This window comes from Lysinibacillus sp. RC46, assembly GCF_041262385.1.
Classification (GTDB): domain Bacteria; phylum Bacillota; class Bacilli; order Bacillales_A; family Planococcaceae; genus Lysinibacillus.
Window position 1 is genome coordinate 1 of sequence record NZ_JBGCCF010000045.1, and the last position, 22,938, is coordinate 22,938.

The 22,938-nt window shown below is 33.8% G+C and carries 19 protein-coding genes and 1 pseudogene; 12 read left to right on the forward strand and 8 right to left on the reverse strand.

Annotated features, from left to right (window positions below; all coding sequences use genetic code 11):
- Positions 1 to 281 precede the first annotated feature (281 nt).
- Positions 282 to 1,574, reverse strand: a complete 1,293-nt coding sequence (locus ABH966_RS24915; RefSeq protein WP_370083209.1) for a S41 family peptidase — start codon at positions 1,572 to 1,574, stop codon at positions 282 to 284.
- A 600-nt stretch (positions 1,575 to 2,174) separates the two neighbouring features.
- Between ABH966_RS24915 and ABH966_RS24920 the strand changes: the two genes are divergently transcribed.
- Positions 2,175 to 3,371, forward strand: coding sequence for an FAD-dependent monooxygenase (locus tag ABH966_RS24920; RefSeq protein ID WP_370083259.1), 1,197 nt, complete (start codon positions 2,175 to 2,177; stop codon positions 3,369 to 3,371).
- A 346-nt stretch (positions 3,372 to 3,717) separates the two neighbouring features.
- On the opposite strand, the gene ABH966_RS24925 is transcribed toward ABH966_RS24920, so the two are convergent.
- Positions 3,718 to 4,182, reverse strand: coding sequence for an aminoacyl-tRNA deacylase (locus tag ABH966_RS24925; RefSeq protein WP_370083211.1), 465 nt, complete (start codon positions 4,180 to 4,182; stop codon positions 3,718 to 3,720).
- A 489-nt stretch (positions 4,183 to 4,671) separates the two neighbouring features.
- Between ABH966_RS24925 and ABH966_RS24930 the strand changes: the two genes are divergently transcribed.
- The 6 genes from ABH966_RS24930 to ABH966_RS24955 all read left to right on the forward strand — a co-directional run bounded on the left by ABH966_RS24930 (position 4,672) and on the right by ABH966_RS24955 (position 10,174).
- Positions 4,672 to 5,850, forward strand: coding sequence for a M20 metallopeptidase family protein (locus ABH966_RS24930; RefSeq protein ID WP_370083213.1), 1,179 nt, complete (start codon positions 4,672 to 4,674; stop codon positions 5,848 to 5,850).
- 54 nt (positions 5,851 to 5,904) lie between these two features.
- Positions 5,905 to 6,930 (forward strand): methionine ABC transporter ATP-binding protein, encoded by a 1,026-nt coding sequence (locus ABH966_RS24935; protein ID WP_370083215.1) that lies wholly within the window; start codon positions 5,905 to 5,907, stop codon positions 6,928 to 6,930.
- Positions 6,927 to 7,580, forward strand: a complete 654-nt coding sequence (locus tag ABH966_RS24940; RefSeq protein ID WP_370083217.1) for a methionine ABC transporter permease — start codon at positions 6,927 to 6,929, stop codon at positions 7,578 to 7,580. The genes ABH966_RS24935 and ABH966_RS24940 overlap by 4 nt, the downstream gene beginning before the upstream one ends.
- Positions 7,581 to 7,596: 16 nt before the next feature.
- A complete protein-coding gene (locus tag ABH966_RS24945; RefSeq protein ID WP_370083219.1) occupies positions 7,597 to 8,418 on the forward strand; it encodes a MetQ/NlpA family ABC transporter substrate-binding protein in 822 nt (273 codons plus the stop codon).
- A 363-nt stretch (positions 8,419 to 8,781) separates the two neighbouring features.
- A complete protein-coding gene (locus tag ABH966_RS24950; protein WP_370083221.1) occupies positions 8,782 to 9,330 on the forward strand; it encodes a DUF2087 domain-containing protein in 549 nt (182 codons plus the stop codon).
- A gap of 121 nt (positions 9,331 to 9,451) precedes the next feature.
- The gene (locus ABH966_RS24955; RefSeq protein WP_370083223.1) at positions 9,452 to 10,174 is read left to right on the forward strand and encodes an SDR family NAD(P)-dependent oxidoreductase; all 723 of its coding nucleotides are present in this window, start codon (positions 9,452 to 9,454) and stop codon (positions 10,172 to 10,174) included.
- Positions 10,175 to 10,557: 383 nt separating this feature from the next.
- Here the strand turns inward: ABH966_RS24955 and ABH966_RS24960 are convergent, their stop codons facing one another.
- On the reverse strand, positions 10,558 to 11,295 hold the full coding sequence (locus tag ABH966_RS24960; protein ID WP_370083225.1) for a helix-turn-helix domain-containing protein: 738 nt from the start codon (positions 11,293 to 11,295) through the stop codon (positions 10,558 to 10,560).
- 410 nt (positions 11,296 to 11,705) lie between these two features.
- Here ABH966_RS24960 and ABH966_RS24965 point away from each other — a divergent pair, with 410 nt between their 5' ends.
- Positions 11,706 to 12,800: a DUF418 domain-containing protein gene (locus tag ABH966_RS24965; protein ID WP_370083227.1), complete on the forward strand. Its 1,095-nt coding sequence runs from the start codon at positions 11,706 to 11,708 to the stop codon at positions 12,798 to 12,800.
- Between the two features lie 112 nt (positions 12,801 to 12,912).
- Here the strand turns inward: ABH966_RS24965 and catA are convergent, their stop codons facing one another.
- The 3 genes and pseudogenes from catA to ABH966_RS24980 form a co-directional block, all read right to left on the reverse strand.
- Positions 12,913 to 13,566, reverse strand: a complete 654-nt coding sequence (gene catA / locus ABH966_RS24970; protein WP_370083229.1) for a type A chloramphenicol O-acetyltransferase — start codon at positions 13,564 to 13,566, stop codon at positions 12,913 to 12,915.
- A 189-nt stretch (positions 13,567 to 13,755) separates the two neighbouring features.
- A complete protein-coding gene (locus ABH966_RS24975) occupies positions 13,756 to 14,277 on the reverse strand; it encodes a GrpB family protein (protein ID WP_370083231.1) in 522 nt (173 codons plus the stop codon).
- A gap of 210 nt (positions 14,278 to 14,487) precedes the next feature.
- A pseudogene (locus ABH966_RS24980) lies at positions 14,488 to 15,576 on the reverse strand (helix-turn-helix transcriptional regulator).
- A 754-nt stretch (positions 15,577 to 16,330) separates the two neighbouring features.
- On the opposite strand from ABH966_RS24980, the gene ABH966_RS24985 reads away from it, so the two are divergent.
- Positions 16,331 to 17,215 carry a GNAT family N-acetyltransferase gene (locus tag ABH966_RS24985; protein ID WP_370083233.1) on the forward strand — a complete coding sequence of 295 codons (885 nt, stop codon included), beginning with the start codon at positions 16,331 to 16,333 and terminating at the stop codon, positions 17,213 to 17,215.
- A 226-nt stretch (positions 17,216 to 17,441) separates the two neighbouring features.
- Here the strand turns inward: ABH966_RS24985 and ABH966_RS24990 are convergent, their stop codons facing one another.
- A complete protein-coding gene (locus ABH966_RS24990) occupies positions 17,442 to 18,380 on the reverse strand; it encodes a helix-turn-helix transcriptional regulator (RefSeq protein ID WP_370083235.1) in 939 nt (312 codons plus the stop codon).
- A 285-nt stretch (positions 18,381 to 18,665) separates the two neighbouring features.
- Between ABH966_RS24990 and ABH966_RS24995 the strand changes: the two genes are divergently transcribed.
- Complete coding sequence (locus ABH966_RS24995; protein WP_370083237.1) at positions 18,666 to 19,115, forward strand: VOC family protein; 450 nt, start codon at positions 18,666 to 18,668, stop codon at positions 19,113 to 19,115.
- Between the two features lie 172 nt (positions 19,116 to 19,287).
- On the opposite strand, the gene ABH966_RS25000 is transcribed toward ABH966_RS24995, so the two are convergent.
- Entirely contained in the window at positions 19,288 to 20,490 is a 1,203-nt protein-coding gene (locus tag ABH966_RS25000; RefSeq protein WP_370083261.1) for a macrolide family glycosyltransferase, read from the reverse strand.
- 283 nt (positions 20,491 to 20,773) lie between these two features.
- Here ABH966_RS25000 and ABH966_RS25005 point away from each other — a divergent pair, with 283 nt between their 5' ends.
- Both ABH966_RS25005 and ABH966_RS25010 read left to right on the forward strand, forming a co-directional pair.
- A complete protein-coding gene (locus ABH966_RS25005) occupies positions 20,774 to 21,649 on the forward strand; it encodes a helix-turn-helix transcriptional regulator (protein WP_370083239.1) in 876 nt (291 codons plus the stop codon).
- 527 nt (positions 21,650 to 22,176) lie between these two features.
- Positions 22,177 to 22,914, forward strand: a complete 738-nt coding sequence (locus tag ABH966_RS25010) for a GNAT family N-acetyltransferase (RefSeq protein WP_370083241.1) — start codon at positions 22,177 to 22,179, stop codon at positions 22,912 to 22,914.
- Positions 22,915 to 22,938: the final 24 nt, after the last annotated feature.

Genomic DNA, 22,938 nt, shown 5'->3' on the forward strand with positions numbered 1-22,938 from the left:
TAGTGTTTTGATTCTTGCATTAAAGTATATTGTTTTACTGCATAAGACAAAGTTGTATTATAGAGTGTACGGGCAATTTCAAAACGTTTTAATAGGATATCCTTTTGCCATGTATCTACAAGTAACTTGAGTTCTATAATAAAACAATCTTTCTTCCCTTTCGTCATTACCCGTCACCCCTTTCTTTTTTGATTATTCACAATATACAATATAAACGTATGTTCTAAAAAGAAAAATGCACTTCATTCCTCCCACCTCTGAAGAAGTGGGCTTCCTGAAGCTCACTTCTGTGATTTTTCTTGATTTTGATGACATAAACGTAAAACATAATTTAGATCCATATCTTCATGTAAATGTTGCGGTGTCCAAGGGATATAGATGTGTGGCTTTACGCCTGTATCATTGTAATGATAGTTTTCATGCATTTTTGAAAGGCTATAAACAAATTCATAATCATCAAAATCAACGGTTACTACATTAAAGAAGTCCATAATTCCCATTGTAGGGCGTCCAACTACGGTAACTTTTGGTGACTTCTTAACATTTTGAACAAATGTATCACCCGAACTTCCACAGGTTACATCTGTAAGGACATAGACATTTTTAGGGTTTGACTGACCTTGAATTGTATAATCCAATTCTTCTGGAACTGCCACCAATCCTTTCGAGTAATTTGTTTCAAACTTCGTAATTTCTTCTTGAATCCATTTTTGCATTTCACTGTCTAGTTCTTGTGTTAAATACGCTTTCAACTCTTTTATCCATAGAAGACAATTTCGGTCCGTATAGTTTGTATACATCATTTCATCTTCATGAAATAGGCTTTTAAATTTTAATTCCCTATCAAATACATAATTGAGGATTGGGAAATAAAAAAGGTCGTTCCCACCATAGTTCACTCGTACATCAATAATTAAATTATGTGACTTATTTAATTCGCTTTCATGATTGTTCAATAAGTCCTGAATGGGTTGAGCTTGTGAAAAATCCGCTATTTTTAGATACACTGTTTTGTTATCCAACTTTTTAAAGACGTAACTCGGTACATATGGAGACCGTTCATATGTGGCTAATGGTAAAAGAAATTTATCATCATCTCGATTTACTAATACTCGTTTTGCTTGTCGTAATCCTACATTCCAATATTGTCTTTCTGGTACAGGATCCTCTAAAATTTTCGAATAGAGCATTTCAAATTCTTCGATCGTTAAGCCGTCAATCTCAAGTATTGCATCACCTATTTGTAATCGAGTTTCATTTGTCACCTCTGTAACATATAAAGCATTTTGATAGCGTCGTACTTTAAATCCTCTATTTGGGATTACTGCCTTTTTCGCATTAAATGATAAATGTCCATCTTTAAAATCGAGTAAATAGGACTGTATCGTTTCAACAAAATCTTTATCCGTCATATCTTCGGTAATGAGATAGTTTTCGGGACGGTTAATATGCTTTTTATCCAAATAACCCGCATAATCTGTTTTCATTATTTGAATTACTTCGTCGAAGATTTGTGTTTTACTGTGCATCGTATCATTCCATTCCTTTAAATTTGAATGTAAACGCAAAAACAAATAAAAAATCCCTCTGAAAATAGCTTCAGAAGGATTAGTAAATAAATTTATTGTGTACAAAATAAGCCTACAAAGAGGTAAGCATTATAAAAGTATAATAAATGGACAGACTAATCCTATTTTTTATTTGAAAATGCATATACATTTTACGTATAAAAATAGAATTATTTGCTCATTGTCCATTCATCATCCCTTCAAATTTAGTACATTAATAGTAACATTGTATTTCTGAAAATTCAAATTCATCCGCTTATCGAGGCTAGGTGGCTGTTTCATCTTAGGAATGAATATAAAATAAATAAAACATAGCTAATGACAATCTATACAATTTTAGCCAACGGATCTATTATTCCTTGTTGACTAGATGCCAAAAATAATATTTTTAATTACTAGGCTCTATTAAATTTCAATGTTGATTTTTAATTGTTAATGGTTCCCTCAAAAAAATGTGGATTTACTAAGGATGCTCGAATTCATCCGTCTGGTCCAAATGTTTTGTTTTTATATGCAGGATCTTTACTTTTTAAATTCCTATTTTTTTGTTACGGTGAATATACTGTGGAGGTGTTAAGACTATTGGATAGGAGAGAAAAGATCATCATGAACCAATCGATACGCGTCCTTATTTCTGGGGCAAGTATTACCGGCCCTGCGCTCGCTTACTGGCTTCATCACTACGGCTTCGACGTGACGGTAATAGAACGTGCTCCCGCATTGCGCTCAGGTGGATACGGGGTTGATATACGTGGTACAGCCATTACGATGCTTAGGCGGATGGGGATACTCGATCAAGTCCGTGCAGCTGACACACAAATGACAGGTGTTTACTTTGTGAACAGCAAAGGTAAGATTGAAGGTAAAATAAGTGAAGCAAGTCTAGCGAACCAGCAGGGTCTGGACATCGAAATCATGCGCGACGATCTTAGTAGCATTTTATATGATTTAACCAAGGATAACATCAAATACATTTGGGGAGATTCGATTACCGCTATACATGAAACTGAAGCTGGTGCAGAAGTACAATTTATTCATAGCAATCCACAGACATTTGACCTGGTCATTGGTGCGGACGGGCTTCATTCTAATGTGAGGTCTTTGACTTTTGGAGACGAAGAACAGTTTAAACGTACGCTTGGCTGTTATATCTCGATTTTTACCATGGAGAATTACCTCAACCTCGACCACCGTCAATTGTTTTATTCAACGCCAGGCAAAACTGTTGGTATGTATAGTGCCCGTGACAATACTGAGGCAAAAGGTATGTTAATATTCCAATCGGAGGCATTGAAGTACGACCGATATGATGAAGAGTCTCAAAAGAAACTTGTAGAAAATGCCTTCGAAGACCAGATGGGCTGGGAAACTTCGCATATACTTAAAACCATGAAAGAAGCGCCAGACTTTTATTTTGATGAGATTTGCCAGATTCACATGCCAACGTGGGCAAAGGGTCGAATTGCCTTGGTAGGTGATGCGGCATATTGCCCATCACCCCTATCAGGGCAAGGTACTAGTCTAGCACTTGTCGGAGCGTATGTATTAGCTGGAGAACTTAAAGCCAGGAATGGTGATTATTCCCGTGCCTTTGTAGCTTACGAACAAGAGATGAGAAAGTTTGTTGAGAAAAATCAAAAAATAGGGCTAATGGCTGCTGGTAGCATGGTTGAAAAATCAAACTTAAAAATCTTTCTGCGTAATTTAATATTACGAGTACCTTTCCTTTTGGTCATGCAGTTTAAGTTAATTTCAAAAATGGTTGTTAAAGCTGCCAACGGGATTGAATTAAAAGATTATTGATATGGATATTTAAGAGAAGAGTTTTAGCTAACCGTTAATTTCTAAACTACTAGTAACTATACAAAACCCGAACAATTTTTTGTTTGCTCAACTATGGAGCAATACAGGTAGAAAGTGATTAAACTAGTTTTAAAACCGAAACAAAAATTCAGCTGGACGAAAATTCATTTTGACCAATTTTTTTCAAAATGGATTCTTGTCCATATGATTATTTTATCTTCATATAGTAGTTAAACCTGTTCTTTTTTTAGTTCTGGCGTTTTTTTTTTCGACAATACAGTAGAGATGAGTGCGTTATTCTTACAATGCAAAAACAACCGTCATTTTATACGGTTGTTATGAATTGCTATTTACTTACTTTAATAATAGTACCTTGATTGATTCTTAATAAGTCTTGAACATTTATTTTAACTAATGAGTTTTCAGAACCGCCACCAGTATATATGTAATCCATACTTGTTACTTTGGGGTCAACTAAAAACTTTGCTTGAAAACCAAAAGAAGGGACTCCACCTGGTGGAAAACCTGTATGTTCAATAATTTCATTTCCGTTAGCAAGTCTTGGTTTTTCTATGTTTAATGATTTGGCAACACGAGTTGTACTAGCTCTATTGTTTCCTTTTACAATAGCAACTATTAATTCATTATTTGAATCAATCATGCAAATATTTTTTACAAAATCGTCTTCCGAACCATTAACTGCTTCAGCAGCCTCTTTTACAGAGTGGCATGATTGATTAAATACGAAGTGCTCAGCTTTTACATTATTAGAGTCTAAAAAAACTTTAACCTTATTTTCATATGAATTCATAAAGTTCTCCTTTTAATATTCTTATTTGTGTAAATATTAGCACAATAATGCAAGTTTTAATACCACTACTACTGAGCAATGTGAGGAAAATAATAAATAAGGTAATCCACTTCATATTACGAGTATCCAAGAATTTATGAGAAAGTATATTTTGCTTCTTGGTGAAAAGCTGAACGAGTAGAGAAGGGCATAAATTCGATGCTTATTCAAAATACATTAGCAGGAAGGTGGAGTTTATTAACTTAATAAAAAAGTGATTTTATAGGGTGAAAACCCGATAGGTGAAGACAACTAATCACTTTATCCCTGTAGGATAAGACTTTTGCAGCCACCTGGCATCGATGTTTAATCGAGGCTAGGTGGCTGTTTCATTTCAGGAATGGATACAAAATAAATAAAACATAGTTGACTTATTGGTTTTATGTGTTTAAAATCGTAGTAATTGTTCGAATATATCGAATGATGAACTAATAGGAGGAGGGTTAAGGAATGACTATTGAAACACTGACAAAAGAGTTGACTGGTTTATTTGAAGAGATAGTAGAAAATCGTCGCTTTTTACATCAAAACCCGGAGCTTTCTTTTCAAGAAGAAAAAACATCTCGCTATATCGTGGATACATTAAAAAGTTATGGAATCTCCGTTCGGGAAAACGTTGGTGATAAAGGTGTCGTCGGAATTATTCAAGGTAAAGAGCCGGGAAAAACGGTTGCATTTCGAGCAGACTTCGATGCATTACCGATCGAGGATCAAAAAGAAGTTACATATAAATCTACAGTGCCTGGCGTTATGCATGCCTGTGGACATGATGGGCATACAGCTGCCTTACTCGCAGTGGCAAAGGTTCTTCAAAAGCATAAGGACAGTATTCATGGAACAGCTAAATTTATTTTCCAACCAGCAGAAGAAAAGCCACCAGGTGGGGCGAAATTTATGATTGAAGATGGGGTTTTAGATGATGTAGATTATGTGTTCGGAGCACATTTAGCGACAGACCTTCCTGTTGGTAAGCTGTCAACTGCCTCAGGGGCAATAATGGCCTCGGTTGATGCTTTTACGATTAAAATTTTCGGTAAAGGCGGACACGGAGCTCGACCACATGAAACGAAAGATTCCATTATTGCGGCAACACATTTAGTCCAACATCTACAACAAATTGTTAGTCGTCGTATTAACCCAACAGAAGCGGCAGTTGTTACAGTAGGAAGTATTCATGCTGGAAATGCCTTCAATGTTATTGCAGACTCTGCTGTTTTAGAAGGAACCGTTCGTGCATTAAATAAAGATGTTCGTGCGCAAATTGAAAAGGAAATTCGAGCAATTTTAGAAGGGTTAAAGATTACTAATTACATAGAGTTTGAATTAGATTACCTTCATGGTTATCCAGTACTTGTTAATCCAGTAGAAGAAGCTGCACTTGTGGAGCAATTCATTAAAGAGCAATTTGGAGAGAGTGCTTTTATGCAGAAAGATCCGGTGTTAGGAGCGGAAGATTTTGCTTACTATTTACAAGAAAAACCCGGAAATTTCTTTTATGTAGGCGCCCATAATGAAGATCCAAATACACAATATCCTCACCATCATCCAAAATTTGATTTTGATGAACGAGCACTACTAAATACAGGGGAAGTGTTCCTGAAAATTGCAAGTCATTTTTTGATCGATTAATCTCTAAAAATATGTGATTAACTTAGTGGCAAATTTATCAGGAGGAATAATACATTGATTGTCTTTAAACATATCGTAAAAGAATTTTATCAAAAGAAAAAGAAAATAGTCGCTTTAAATGATGTTTCTCTTGAAGTTCAGAAAGGAGATATATTCGGGATCATTGGCTATAGTGGAGCGGGTAAAAGTACATTAATTCGGATGGTAAATGGCTTAGAAGATCCGACTTCTGGGCAAATCATCGTAGACGGCAAGGATATTCAAGCGTTAAGTTCGAATGAGAAAATTTTAAATAAGAAAAAGATTAGTATGATTTTTCAACATTTTAATTTACTTGAGTCAAAAAATGTTTTTGACAATGTCGCTTTGCCATTAAAGCTACGGAATGAAAGTAAAGAAGACATCGATCGAAAAGTGAAGGAAATGCTTTCATTTGTTGGGCTAGAAGATAAAGATAAAAATTATCCGAACCAACTTTCTGGAGGTCAGAAACAACGCGTTGGAATTGCGCGTGCACTGGTCACAAATCCTGAAATTTTATTATGCGATGAGGCAACCTCTGCACTCGATCCTAAAACGACGAAATCAATTTTAGCATTGTTAAAACGTGTCAATGAACAGTTTAATATAACCATTCTATTAATTACACATGAGATGGAAGTTATTCGCGACCTATGTAATAAAGTAGCTGTGATGGAAAATGGTCAATTAGTTGAGACTGGAAATGTTATTCAAGTGTTCGGTCAGCCGAGCCAACCGACTACTAAAGATTTTGTAGAAACGGTTATTCCGAATAAAATTCCACAAGATCTACTGGATTTTTATCAAAAAAATCAACAAACGTATACGTTATTACGACTAAAGTTTTTAGGAGAAAATACGGCTAGTTCGTTATTATATCAACTAAATAAACGTTTCAATCATGTAGAAAGCAATATTGTCTTAGCCAATGTTACGGAACTTGAGGGAACTACTTTAGGCATCTTTACGATCGCTTTTTCTGCAAATGAGCCAATCATTCAAGAAATTAAAGCATTTATTAAAGAATTTAATGTCATCGTAGAGGATGTGAAAATATGAATCGGATTTCCCCTGATATTATTTGGCAAGCCATGACCGAAACCCTTTATATGGTTTCTGTATCGCTATTAATCGGAACGTTATTAGGGTTACCCCTTGCACTATTTTTAGTACTGACAAGGCCAAATGGCATTAAAGAAAATAAAATTGTTTATTTCATCTTAAATTCAATGATTAATATTATTCGTTCATTACCGTTTATTATTTTGCTTGTAGCCATCGTACCGTTCACACGCTTAATTGTTGGGAAAACATATGGTACGGAGGCGGCGATAGTTCCGCTCATTATTTATATTGCTCCATTTATTGCACGATTAGTGGAGACATCTCTATTAGAAGTGAATCCGGGAATTATCGAATTAGCAAAATCATTAGGCGCAAAGCCATTACAAATTGTACGACATTTTTTAATTCCTGAAGCACTTGCTTCTATTATATTAACGCTAACAACCGCAACGATTGGCTTGATTGGCGCAACTGCGATGGCTGGTACGGTTGGGGGCGGTGGTATAGGGAATTTAGCCATATCATACGGTTATCAACGTTTTAATACATTTGTCATTATTTTAACTGTCGTTATTTTAATTATTATTGTGCAACTTATCCAATCACTCGGCAGTTATTTAGCTAAAAAAATTAGACATCAATAAAAAAGGGGTCTTTATAATGAAAAAGTATATTTCAGCATTTCTATTATTATCGCTTGCTGTTTTATTGGTGGCTTGTGGAAATTCGGACTCGAGCTCATCAGATGACAAGAAAACAATTAAAGTCGGCACGTCACCTGGACCTTATAGTGAATTATTTTTAAAAGCCATTAAGCCAATTCTTGAAGATAAAGGATTTAAAGTAGAAGACACAGAATTTACAGATTTACGACAAGCAGATGTTGCATTAGCTGATGGTGGCATAGATTTAAACGTGGACCAACATACAGCATATATGAACAACTTCAATAAGGAAAGTGGCTCATCTCTTGTTGCGTTAACAGCTGTTCCAACAGTGCCAGCGGCTTTATTTCCTGGTAAAAAGAAATCATTAGATGACGTTAAAAAGGGCGACGTAATTGGCATTCCACAAGATCCATCAAATGCAGCTCGTGCCTATGCAATTTTACAAAAAGCAGGTTGGATAAAAATTAAAGAGGGCGTAGATCCTATTCAAGCAACAGCACAAGATATCGTTGAAAATAAATACGAGTTGGAAATTAAAGAAATGGAATCGGCTCAAATTCCACGTACATTAGAAGACTTGGATTTTGGTGTAATCCCAGGAAGTATCGTATATTCTTCAGGAATTGATGCGAAAAATGCCATATTGCAAGAAGATGTTGTGAAAAATTACGAATTAGTAGCCGTAGTAAATGAAAAAAATAAAGATAGCGAATGGGCAAAAGCAGTAAAAGAAGCCTATAATTCTCCTGAGTTAAAAAAATACATGGATGAAAATAACAAAGATAACTATTGGTTCATTCCTAAAAATGATTAATGCTAGGGGTAAATCTTTATGCTATAAATGATTTATCTACTAAGAGGAATCTATTTTGATTGATTATGGTCAAAATGGATTCTTCTTTTTTGTTTTTAGATAAACAAAATTAAAGTTTGTTTACACATTGATGAATTTACCGTATATTGTTTATTAAATAGTAAACACAGAGGGGTTTTGTTTATGAGTAAAAGTGATTTGACAATAGAGGAATTATCGAGGGGATATGTAAACACAGGTGATACATATGAATGTATATTTTGTAATGAAATATTTGATGCCTAAGAAGTATTCCAAATAGATAATCGATTTTTTACGGCTAGAAAAGCTATACAACACCATATTGAGAATGAACATATCTCTGTGTTCGAAGCGCTACTTCAATTAGATAAGAAGTATACAGGGTTATCTGATATCCAAACCGAATTGCTGAAGCTATTTGCAACAGGGGCGCCAGATAAAGACATTATTAATAGCACTTCTGCAAATAGCATTTCAACAATTCGACAGCATCGATTTAAATTGAAAGAAAAAGAAAAACAAGCAAAAGTTTTTCTGGCAATCATGCAGGCTTTAGAAACAACAAAAGTATACGAACCAATTCATAAGGGGGCGACACAGGTGGATGAACGTTATGCGATTACAGTAGATGAGAAAGAAAAAGTACTAGCGACGTATTTTAAAAATGGCTTAGAAGGTCCTATTGAAAGTTTCCCAAGTAAGGAAAAACGAAAGATAATTTTACTGCAACACATTACAACGAAGTTTGAGGTAGGGCGTAAATATAATGAAAAGGAAGTAAATGAGATATTAAAGCCTATTTATAGTGATTATGTATCAATAAGAAGATACTTAATTGAATATGGTTTCCTAGATCGAAGTGATGATTGCACTACGTATTGGGTGAAATAAGTTTAAAATGAATAAGCATAGGGAATTTTAAGTACCTAAATATTTCTATAAATCACATTAGTTGTTACTAATTTTTATATTAACTATACTTACGTCGTAGTCATATAGAAAGGGTGATTGGATGAGTAAGAACTTTATTATATTTGGAGCAAGCCAAGGATTAGGTGATGCATTTGTAAAGGGTTTACCAACAAAAGGGGATACAGTATGGGTGGTGTCACGCACACGACCAAGTAGTTTAGATATAAATGATGGCGTAAATCGTAAATGGCTGACTATTGATTTATCTAGTCAACAACATATTCCTGCTTTAAAAGAAGCTTTAAAAGGCGTTGCTATTGATGTATTAATTTACAATGTTGGAGTATGGGAAAAGCGCGGTTTTGAATATGATTATACGTTTGATAACGATGAAATTGGGGATATTGCAAACTTAATTAATATTAATTTAACTTCCACAATTACATATATTCAGGCGCTATTACCTAATTTAAGACAGGCGGAAAATGGAAAAGTGATTTTGATAGGATCGACAGCAGGTTTAGATCATACGAATAATGCGCAAGTTTCGTTTGTGACATCTAAGTTTGGCTTACGAGGCATTACAAATGCTTTACGCGAGCATGTGAGAAAAGATAAGATCACTGTAACGTGTATTAATCCAGGAGAACTTGCTGCTGAAGTACCTTTTGAAGAAGGGGCTGAAAAGGCAATTAAGTTGTATGAAGGGACACGTATTCCTGTACAAGATATTGTAGCCATTGTCCAATGTGTGATTAATTTATCACCAGTTTCATGTGTGAAGGAAATAAATATTCCTGCTATTACAGATATAAATGTATAATTCAGTAAAAAAAGGCTCGCATGTTGAACGATTCTGTTCAACATGTGAGCTTTTTAAAATGGTATCTATTTCACAATTATTTTCTTTGAGTTTTACATATCAATATAATTTATAATCCCATTTCGATTTATTGAATAAAAGTTGCAGCACGGAGTTCTTCTGTTCTGATTGAGTCTTGAATGATAGGAGCTCGTAATGTTGTTTAGTACGAGGATTACTACTTACGACGTGCAAACGCAACTCATTTGATTGTAAATGAGTTCGAGCAAAATTCTTTGCCTACTGCAATAATTTGCTTCTATATTCGGAATGAAATATAACATTCTCTAGCATTGGTTTATATTCTAATAAATTTTACTTCTTTCAGCAATAAATGATCACGATTAGCTTTCATTTTTATCGCTTTTCTCTTGAATTAGAATTTCTAATTCAAGAATATTACTATTAGTAAAAATGCCGCTTGAGAGCTCTCTTACATAGATAGGGATATTTTTCTTGTCGATAATGGATAATATTTGCTTCTCAATTTCATCATCATTTGCACCTAAAATAAATATAGAATTATATTTACCTTCAATCATGAGGAAATCAGCCTTATGTTCTGTTTTTATACACATATGATATTCATCTTCTTCAAAAACATAAATAACATCATTATAAAAAAATTGCGTTGATAATTGTAATGTTAAAAAATCTTTGGCTGATAAAGTTTCATTCGTTTTTAAAGTGATTATTTTTTCTAAATGACTTTCTTTTAAGTATTTTGTGGAATTTACTTTTTTATTTGTAATAGTTACATAATGGTGATCAATTGCCTTTTTAATCTTTTGTAATTTGTTTATTTCGTCTGAAAGTTCTTTTGATTTTTCTCTTAATAAACTCAAATAATCATTTTTTTCATACGAAGTTAAAACCTCTTTAATTTGTGCGATTGAAAGATTTAAGTTTCTCAACATTAATATTTGAGCAAGTTGATAAATTTCCTTAAGAGAATATTTTCGATATCTATTATTATCTGTGTAGGATGGAAATAAGAGCCCTTTTTCTTCGTAATATCGTATTTGATGATGACTGATATCAAATATTTTAGCTAATTGATTTATTGTAATTGTTTCATCCATAATATCCCTCTTCTCTAGATAAATATAAACTCTAGGGCTAGCCTAATGTCAAACGATAAACCTAAGATAAAGCCTTAAACAGTTATCACTGATAATCAAAGAAATGGATGGGATATAAGAATATGCAGGTATAAATCCCATGTGATAAAGCAAAAGGATTTGCTCGGTGTGGGTTTTAGCATCATTCTACCAATGGATAATTGGGCAAATGAATTGAGAGGTGTACACAAAAAAGTTTGTTTGACATTAGGTCAACCCTATAGTTTATAGTGATGATGTATTAAGTAGAAACGCAAAAAAAATGCATAGGTTTCTGATAAATAATGGTTTCATCAATATTTTAGTAGATATAAAAAGTCTGCAATATCTATAAAAAGATATCCCAATCGTGTACTTAAGGAGGAACATTTATGATCAAACAGTTACAATCTAAACGTATTGAAGGGTTAGATTTCGCTAGAGCCTTGGCTATGTTTGGAATGCTGATAGTTAACTTTAAAATTATTATGGGAGCGGCAGGGAGAGGGTCGGATTGGCTTATATGGTTTACTGGACTTTTCGAAGGAAGAGCGTCTGCTACTTTTGTTACGCTGGCAGGTATCGGAGTTGCTTTGATGACAAGAAAAGCTAGAAATGGCGGTGACCTTTCTACAATTAAAGAAAATAAGGTGAAATTATGGAAACGTTCCGCTTTTCTTTTTATTCTAGGTTTACTTTTATATATTGCAGATTGGACTGGGGATATCCTTCATTATTATGGCGTTTATATGCTGATTGCATCCTTTCTTATCGTAGCTTCTACAAAGTTCATGATCATCATATCTAGTCTTTTTTTAATCACCACGCAAGTCTTACAAGTAACAATGAATTATTTGAAAGGATGGCATCCAGATCAACCATTTATGGAATATCTTGATTTTTGGACGATTGAAGGTTTTCTAAGAAATCTTTTGTTTAATGGGTATCATCCAGTATTCCCTTGGATTTGTTTCTTTTTACTTGGAATGATCCTTGGCAGACTTGATTTATCGAAGAAAGCTGTAAGAAACAAAATGTTGTTTATTTCTATAATTCTACTCATAACAATAGAGGTACTTTCAAAAATATTGATGCAACTATCTCTGTCAGTATTAGATGGTAAAAGTGCCGAATTCTTGTTTCAAACTGGACCAATTCCACCAAACATATTATATATGTTATCAAATTCCGCTTCAGCGATAATTGTCATCGTTGCCTCTATTTATATTGTAGAAAATTTTTCTAGTCATTGGTTGACCAAATCACTTATTAAAACAGGACAGTTAACATTAACTCACTATGTAAGTCATGTATTTATCGGTGTCGGCATATTAACTTTATTAAATAGATTAGAAAACCAAACGTTAGCATTTTCATTCGTATTTACATTATTGTTTTTCGTAGCGAGTATTTTATTTTCTGTTTTATGGAGCAGAAAATTTAAAAGGGGACCCATTGAATGGGTTATGAGAAAAATAACAAAATAATATTTTGGTAGAAGAAATAGTTTTTGTTAAATATGAGGATAGTATAAAAGCGCGTTCCTGTAACAAGCAGGAACGCTTTTATACAAAAGAAGAAGGGTTTAGCGGGAAATATTCAATCTAATAACCAATCGTACGATTCATCGGCAAAACTCTGAAGGTAATTCATGAATAAGCCTGCATGATAGCCATCACAAACAGCGTGGTGCATTTGTAAAGAAACAGGAAGATAAATAGCATTTTCCTTCTGCGAAAATTTACCTGCAGTGATAATCGGTAAAAGGTAATTACCTCCATTATTAATGTTGAGATTAAAACCAGTAAATGAACACCATGGAATCATTGATATGTGAAAAATATTTTCTAGAATAGGGGATTTCGGAAATAAACTGATCTTACCGTTATATTTCTTTAAATCACTTTCGTAATTCTGATGGAACTGTTTAAAATTATCCGATGTTTCTGTCCAAATGCTCGAAAATGTCTCTGATTCCTCATTAAAAATCGTGTAACTTGGATTTAATTTTTCCCAATACCCTAATTCTCCTTGGCTATTAAAACACGTTCTAAATGCAATATTGGTATTGATAGCTTTTGTTACCATATATATGAATGTTGGATAAAACTTAAGATTATTATCTTTTATGTTTTTATACAGAATGCTAATATCTATTTCTGAAGTCATACTAAATGTTGTTTGTTGGGTAATATAATGCTCAAAATACTCTTGTCGATGCCAGCTCTTTCGATCAATTTTGTTGAAAATCATTTTTTTTTGCCTCCTAAATTTATTAATTTTATTTAGGAGGCTATTTTCACTGCTTTTTTCATAGATTTCACCCTCGTATATGATATTGTCTGATAAAAAATTATATCCACTTTTTTGTTACTCTCATACTATATTCTTATAATATAGTAAAGATGGCTTTCAAGGACAGCCACTAATTGAAAATTTATATTAACGGACAGTCCAATGCCATTTAATAGCATCTTTTTCAACGTTTTTAACAAAATCGTCTTTCCCGTCGCAATAGCAATCAATATCATTTGGATGCTGCATGGCAAGTTGGCTCTTTATTTCTCCATACTGCCTGCAAACTTCGGGATGCACTCGAAGGTAATCTCTAAATGCTAAATGTCTTTCTATTTCTTTAATGTTGCTATATTGAAAAGCATGAATTTGATGTGTGCGATGATCGCCACCTTTACGGAAATATCTTCTTCCAGTTATCCCGAATTCCCCCATAACTTCGTATCCAATCTCTTGAAATTGTTCAGAAAATGAATCCAATTTATGAATATCATTGACTACTAGTAAAATATCAATAATGGGTTTTGCTTTTAGACCTGGAACTGATGTGCTTCCAATATGAAAACTATTCACCAATTCTTCTTGAAGGATAGCCCTAACAGAACGTTCCTCTTTCTGATAGTCGCTGCTCCAATTGTGGTTAAAATCTACAACTTCTATAATCCTCATTAATACACCTCATTCTTGTTTTTATGTTACTTTACAAATTTTATGTATTATTACAGATTATAAAAAATCTAATGCGTTGTCAAAGATGTTGTTTGAAAATAAAGGATATTTTTATTTTCTCTACAAAGCAGGTGATTCGTTTTTTCATGGCGATGAAGAGTTTTGTAGCAACTCTTCATCCATTCTAAAGGGGAGGGAGGTAAGCAACGCTCAATCTTTATTTTGAGTTGCTTTAATTAATTCTAAATATTGAGAATCCCCTAAACCATATTGAGGGAAAAGATGCAGCAAGTTTCGAACGATTTCTCGGTGAGGAAGATTTTGATGTGTTTGAATGTATTTTGTTATTTCGTTATCAATTTGCAACAGTTCTAAATACAAATTGATTCCTTGATACAAAACAGGTATCAATTCTACATCTGGCATGCGGTGTTCCAATAATACTGCTTGGTATATATCATAATAGTTACCTAGTGTTATTTCCGTTTCTTTCACATCATATGTTTGCTCTCTCACCGCGTGATAGTAAACTGTTCCTTTAAATGATGTTTGTTCCAAATAAGCTAACACGGTTATTAAATTCATCTGACAAAACATATCTTCACCAAACCAAAGAACGATACATTGATATTTTTTTGAAAATAAGGTCTTTTCAAGTGGTGCAACTGTAATTGCTTCATATTCGGTTAGTGAGACTTGATGTCCCGTTGCTCGAATTTGTTTAAATGAGTCGCTAAAAATTGTTTTAACAGTGTCGTGTACACACATCGCTTCATTAAAAGGTGCGTAATCGCTTTTTCCCATTAATTGTTGAGAACTGAATTCTTCATACATCATTTGTCCATTTAAAATGTTCAATACTTCGTGATCAAAATGTTCATCCACATGCTTTTGTAAATCTTCAATTCTTAATTTTTTTGAAATGTCCATATAATAACCCCTCGCTTCATTCATAGTGAGTTTTACATATGTTTGCAATGGTTCAGGACACAAACGGAAGGCATTAGGACTAACTCCAAATATCCCCTTAAAAGCTCAAGAAAATGCTTCTTGGGACGAGTAGCCATGTTTGATCGCTATTTCAATGATCCTTTCGTCTGTTTCACTAAGACTGATTGAAGAAAGATAGGTTTTTCTAAGGGTCATATAACGTTTAATGCTAATGCCTGTTATTTGATGAAATTTAAAGGAACAGTAATAAGAAGAATATCCCATTGCTTCACTTAGTTTTATTAGGGAAAACCCCTCAAATAGATGCTCTTCAATCCAATCAATCATATCTTGAATCATATTGTTCATCATGCATCACTCCTATTATTAATTATAGTGAAGAATTAAAAGGGGTTTTGATATTCGTTGTGTAAAAATCGTTTACTAATAGCTCAAATCAATCAAACGGTGTTCTTTCTAGGTCTTGATTGAAAAACCTTTTTCTGCTATTAAAGATATTGTAGCATTCAGTAATACCTCTTTTGTTTTATTTCCTTTTTTCCTACCATCTATCATTAACGTACCTCCAAACCTATTGTTATTCAGTCCATTGATGAGGGTAAGTTAATGCAGGTGAGATAAGGATGATTTATATTAAAGTACTTCAGTATAAGGCGTTCTTCATAGAGTACGGACACAAATAGGAAAATTTATGAAATAAAAGGTAGATAAAAATCCAAAATGGTGATAGTATATCTTTATTCTTAAAAACAGAAGGGAGATTAGACTTTTATGCTAAAACTTATTATCGCAATTTAAATTCCAATGAATTTAATAGAAGGGCTGTTCTATAATTTAATTATAGGTCTATTTGTGATGCCCTTTTGCGATAACTAAGAGAAGCAATATAATGTCTAATCTATATAAGCAGATCAATAAATTTATGTAATCCAACTAAAGGCAAGCACTAGCTTTAGTTTGGTTAACTTTATTTTTTTGCGTATAAAAAGACTTTATGAGTTTATTATTCTCATAAAGTCTTTTTCTGTTTTTAGGAGGTGATAATTCCCATAATACATGTAATGTACCAAAGTGATTGAAACAAAAATTGGAGGGAATTTAAATGGGAAAATATGAATTAGTAAGTGATTATCGTAATAATGAAAGCTTGAAGGAGAGTTTTAATGCCTTAGCAATGAAAACATTCGAATTAGATTTTCGAGGCTGGTACAACCGAGGGTATTGGAATGATAAATATATACCGTATTCATTTGTTGATGAAGGTAAGGTTATTTCAAATGCTTCAGTTAATAAAATGTCAATAATTATAGATGGTAAAATGTACAAAGGGATTCAAATTGGTACAGTAATGACTGATGAAAATTATCGCAATAAAGGTTTAGCTAAGCAATTAATGCAGTACATTATGAAAGAATACGAAAATACTTATGATTTCATGTATCTTTTTGCGAATGATACTGTATTGGATTTTTACCCGAAGTTTGGCTTTACACGTCTAAATGAAAGTGAGTTTAGCTTAGACCTTGCAAATAGCTCACTTCAAATGAAGATGGATGCGAAAGTAAAACAGCTTACTATTGAAAATGATCTTGCATTACTTGAAAAGTTTGCGAAAAATCGCCATGTTAACTCAACTATTTTAGATGTTGAGCATAATGAAAGTTTATTAATGTTTTATTTCACATTAGTATTTCATGAAGCCATTTTCTATGTAGAAGATTTAGAAACGATTGTGCTAATGAATGAAGAAGAAGATACGCTGCATATTTACGATATCATTTCGTTAAATGCACCAAATGTTGAAGCTGTATTAGCAAGCATTGTGAAGAAAACAACGAAAAAAGTGGTATTTTATTTCACACCTGATTTTACAATCGAGGGCATGACAGCGACAATTATGCCAAATGATGATGATGCTTTATTCGTCTTAACGAAAAAGTCATTACTAGAGGATAACTTTATGTTCCCGTTAACATCACATTGTTAATTGCAAGGGAAAATCAGTAACTTTTAAGAATTTAAAAGTATTGCTAAACCATCGGCACCATTTACAGAGTTAAATGATTGATAGCCGGTTTTTAAATGAAAAATAGGAGAAAACCGATTTCGGTTTTCTCCTTATCTTTTCTGGAATACGTCTATAGTTGTTTTTTAGAAGCGGAAGAGCAAAATCATTTATTCCGTAAAATTGAGTCAACGCCTAACTATGTGATTTATAATTTTTGATAATGATTGAAGAGGTTCTCTATTTTTTCTTGGATAATTTGTTTCAATGATTCAGGTTTCACTGCTATAACATAATGACCATATCTCATAAAATAGTTGGCGATAAATTCCTCTTCTCCAGGATTAAAAAATCCCTTCACGACAGTTTTAGTACTAATTTCTATTTTTATAGAAGGATAATGTTCTTTATAAAAAATATCCTTTGCTTGTGCTAAAATCTCTACTTCAAAGCCAATCTTTTTCTCGGATTGATACATTTCTAATGAACGACTATTAAGTTCATCTATAGAAAAGTGAGAGGCGATATCCTGTTCTTCAATAAAGATTATTCTATCACATCTAAAAACTCTATATTTATGTGTATTGAACTCTATTCCAGTGGCATACCATTGACCAAACCTAGCAGAAATTTTGAAAAATTGAACATGGTAGCTTTTTTGCTCGTCATTTTTTAAATATTGAATCTTACAGGTGCTTTCATTAAGAATACTCCTTAAAATTTTATCTAAAAAACGACTAACATTTTTATGTTGATTTACTTCAAACTGCAAGACTTTTTTCATTTTGTGAATCTGCAGTATTTGATTGTTAGACAGACAGTTTTCAAACTTCTCATTTAGTTTATGAACACTTAAATGAAATGGTGTTGATTGATAAGATTCTAACGTTAGCATGGCAAAGTACAGAGCATACACTTCATCAATCGTAAAAATAATAGGGGATAATAATCTATTTTTTAAGATACCATAACGTCCGTATCTGCCGTGCTCCGAAAAAATAGGCATACCTAATTGTTCTAAAGAACTAATATCACGTAGAGCCGTACTTTTAGAAATATTGTATTTAGCCATTAAATCATTTAAATTAAAGTACTCTCGACTGTTTAAATATCTTATCATGTCATTTAATCTTTCTGATTTTTTCATAGAAATCTCCTTATCAATTTCGCCTTGGCGTAAGTGCGTCCGGATTTTGAATTGTGCCTGCACAATTCATTCCTTTCAAAATCCGTGACATCCGCCGGAGGCTTTATCTTCATTTAGTGCGTGGGTGAAAAGGAACCACATCCCACCACCTTCAGATGTGGGGGTTCTTCTGAATGAAGATAAAGGTGTCATGTTTTGATACCTTTACATCTTAAAATAAGGTCAAGGTAATATCAATTGATAAGATATCTACCTACAATCATTTTATTAAGGGAGATTGATACCATGAGTACAACACTAGAAGTAGCTATTTTCTTATCCATGAAAGGAAAAGCAAAAGAAGCGGTTGATTTTTACAAAAAACATTTTAACGCAGAGGAATTGTTACTCGTTACTTATGAAGATATGGCAAGACGTGACAGCTCGCTGCAGCTTACTGAAGAGAATAAACACTTTATTTCGCACTCCGTTTTAGCAATCGGTAAAACAAAGGTAATGCTGGCAGAAGATACAATGGATGTCACTGAAAAATATGTAGTAGGGAATAACACCTCATTGTGTATTCAAAGTGCGGATTTAGAAGAAATCGAACATTTTTACAAAAGCTCAACGACAGATAAGAGAGTGAGAATCATTGTTCCGTTATCAAATAATGTTTTTAGCAAAGCATACGGTATTATTGAAGATCCGTTTGGTATTCAAATACAATTAATGTTTGATGATAGGTTACATTAACAAAGGATATATTGTTTGTCGCTGCTCTTTTAACTAAATATGTACAGAAAAGCTGGGGATGTTTACCCAGCTTTTTTGATCTACGTAAAAATATTTTTTTATAAAGTCCCACTCCATATTTCAATAAAGTCGAAGATACAGTACCAAAAAAAGCCACCAACAATGGCAGCTTTTAAATACCGAATTGACTTTTAAAATTGAAAATCTCATCAACAGCTTTGTGATACCCACCTGATTTTTGGAAGGATTCTTTAATATTTGCAACAGCTTTATGGATGGAAGGGTTGTTTAACACATGATCGGCAGCTTCATTTAATTGACTTGCCATCAAGGTTTGCATTTGTAATTGAATACCTGCTCCGATGTTGGTAACTTGCTCTGCAATTATCGGTTGATCCGCACTTAGTGGAATTACGATTAGCGGAACCCCGTTATAGAGAGCTTCATTTGTGCTGTTCATTCCACCATGTGTGATAAATAATTTAGTGTGTTTTAGCAATTCGGATTGTGGAACATAATTTTTCACAATGAAGTTTTCAGGAATCTCTCCTAAATCACCAAGTTGGGTTTGCCCACCAATAGACATGACAACAGTATGCTCAGTATTCCCAAATGCCTTAAAACACAGCTTATAGAAATTGATGGCTTGATTTAAGACAGTACCGAGTGAAATATAAATGGTTTTTTTCCCTTTGATGGCAGTAAGGTCGAAGTCTTCCTGCGTTAATCGTGAAGAGATGGAAGGACCTACAAATTTATAGGTTTGGTCAAATGTTTCTCCAAAAGGTTGAAATTCCCTCGTTGTATAAACGATTGTCAGTGGCGCGGGATTACAAAAAACTTCAAATGGAGAATTGATTTCAACTTCATATTTTTCTTTAATTTTTGTTGTCAGTTGTTGAAAATCATCATTGATCTTTTTTAAAACTTCGGTTGGGACATTTTTTGAAAGATGTTCTAAAGTTTTATCAAATGATTGTTGAGTCTCAGCAAAAGATGTACATGAATTAATTGCCGGAAGCTTCAGGATTTTGGCAATTAGATGACCACAACCAAACATAGAATCGTGGATGATGTAATCAAAATGTTCTCCTTTAATCTGTTCAAGAACACTAGGTATGACGATATCTGCAGTAAGTAAAAGTCCATTGACCCTTTCGAGCAAATGATTTCTTCCACCTGAAATAAAGGCTTTTATAAATTTTTGACCGTCAAAGGTGCGCACAGTCGCTCCTGTCTTCTCAATTCGCTCCCGAAAAGCTTCTATCGTAAAGAATACGACCTCTTCTCCGCGCGAAATTAGCTCCTGTACAACACCAATAGTTGGATTGATATGTCCTTCTGATCCACCATTAATAAATAAAACACGTGCCAAGTCTACCACTCCTTCGGTAAAGATATTTTTAAGATTAATGGATACTGTCACATATCATTGCTTAACTATGGTAAAGCACCATGAGATCTTTTATCAAGTATCAGCATTTATCTATTTTAGGTGGACAGCTTACTTGGGCTTTTACATATTAGAGTGTAGCAAATCAATTTATATGAAGACGTTGTGTTAAAGTATCTCTGGTTTTGAAGAATATCGCAAAAAAAGTCAAAAATTATTAATTCTTATTCGTTATGATTATAAGTGAAGAGGAGGTGAAATACCGTTGAAAAATGACTGGCTAATTCAAAAAACAATAAATTGGATTGAATCACATTTACATGAGCGAATTTCCGCCAATGATATTGATGCAGTGAGCGGATTTTCAAGATATCATTTTCACAGGGTTTTTCAAACCTCTGTTGGAATGTCTGTCACGGAATATATTCGAATGAGGCGACTTGCAAATGCTGCAGTTATACTTCTTCATACGGATGAAAGAATTATAGATATCGCGTTCTATTATCAATTTGAGTCACAAGAATCCTTTACACGAGCATTCAAAAAACTATATGGTTTGCCACCAGGGCAATACAGAAAAGTAATGAGAGCTATGAGAAAAAACAAGGAGGAATCAATAATGGAAGAGAAAATTAAAGGCTGGTTTATTAGTGGGAGTCATCCATATAATTATGAAATAGGAATAGATCAGGAAACTGTACATCAAGGAAAAGCATCGGGATATTTAAAATCAAAAACTGTTCAGGAACCAGATGAATTTGCAACAATGATGCAACAATTTAAGGCAAATGAATTTAGAAATAAAAGAGTTAAACTTTCGGGGTTTATTAAAACTGAAAATGTTAAACAATTCTCAGGACTTTGGATGAGAGTAGATACTGCATCGGAGGATATCCTGCAGTTTGATAATATGAGTGATAGACCAATCACTGGTACAAATAGTTGGAATCGATATTCTATAGTTCTGGATGTACCAGAAAATAGTGCAATAATATCATTCGGTATTTTACTGACAGGAAAAGGGGAAGTTTGGCTGGATGGACTTAGTTTTGAGGTGGTTGATAAAGATACCCCTACAACCCACATTAGTTTTGAAAACCATCTTTTAGAGGAACCGACAAATCTATCATTTGAAGAATAAAGGATTTTTGGAATTTATTTTTTGAAATCTAAAATATCTTCTATATGTTCTCGTTGAAGATAATATTTGTTTATTTTAGACTCAAATTAATAGTTACAATCCACAGAAAACTTAAGATTATCGATCTAACTTAAAACATCAGCCATTTAAGTTAATAGACCAAACCATTGGTGATCATCCGGAATTTACTTTACAAACAAATTGATGTAAAAATGGATAGCCAGTCCACTTTAGTCTCTAGCAGGTGGGAGATTAACTACCGCTCAATTGGTGGTGACAATAATCAGTAGGAGATGAAGAAAACCCCCACTGATTAAAATTTTACTTTATTATGGTAAGAAAATAACTGGACTGATAGCAGGAGCGCTGCAAGATCATTATGAGTCCCTACTAGCCCAGATTACCAGTCCCCGATTAGTTTACTAGAATTAGATGAAGGAACAATGGAAAGAAAAACAAAAAGATTAGATAATAATAGGGTAAATATGGTATTTTTAAATATAGTTTCAATTAAAGGGGGGATAAGTATGTTTTCACAAACGATAACTGACTATTGGAAATTGCAATTTTTAAACGGGGAAGTTATCTACAACGATAAAGTCTTTACGGTCACCATCAACCCTGACCTGAGCGAAGACAGTCGGCTCATGGTGCTAGAAACTACTGACGAACGGTTTTTGGCAGTCTTGACGCCTGAAATGGCCGAAAAGTTAGACCTTTCAAAAGGACAAGAAATGTCGGAGCTGATCTTCCGCCAGAAATTAAATGAAGCAGGAGTCACAATGCATGGTGCAGATTATCTTTTTTATTTTTCAGAAGCAGAAAAGAACAACTTGTTGCAAGAAGACCTGGAAGGTACATTGCGCCAATTAACAGAACGAGATGATGCAATTTTCTCAGAGTTCGAGTCTTCCGCTACTGAACAAGACTTAGATGATGCTTATGTCGAGTTGGATCACTGGGCGGTATTCGGCTCTTTTGAGCAAGATCGCTTGGTCTGTGCTTCCAGCATGTATCCTTGGGAAGAAAATGTGCAAATTGCGGATCTCGGTGTACTGACTCTATCACCTTTTAGAGGAAAAGGTCATGCTCGCAAAGTGGTACGTTCAATCTGCAAGTACGCATATGAGCAGGGATACGAACCGCAGTATAGATGCCAGCTCGATAACGAAGCTTCAACAGTCTTAGCTAAAGCAGCTGGCTTGACGGTGCTTGGTAAGTGGGATGTAATTTCCCCAAACTGCACTGTCGGAAAGTCCGAGTAGATACGCTCGTTCTTACAATTAAAT